Annotated in this window: 1 pseudogene; it reads right to left on the bottom strand. The window is 54.2% G+C overall.

The features are described 5' to 3' along the window. A pseudogene (locus ADM33_RS11480) lies at positions 1-238 on the bottom strand (peptidase); the annotation flags it as partial.

Raw genomic sequence — 238 nt, forward strand, 5'->3', positions numbered from 1 at the left:
CTCAGCATCAGCATCAACCAGCGCAGTAGCAAGTGCCTCAGCGTCAACCAGTGCGGTAGCATCAGCCTCAGCATCAACAAGTGCGGTAGCTTCAGCATCAGCATCAACAAGTGCGGTAGCATCAGCCTCAGCATCGACTAGTGCAGTAGCTTCAGCTTCAGCATCAACAAGTGCGGTCGCATCAGCCTCAGCATCGACTAGCGCAGTAGCAAGTGCCTCAGCGTCAACAAGTGCAGTA

The organism is Streptococcus oralis (assembly GCF_001075875.1).
In the GTDB taxonomy this organism is placed as follows: Bacteria; Bacillota; Bacilli; order Lactobacillales; family Streptococcaceae; genus Streptococcus; species Streptococcus oralis_I.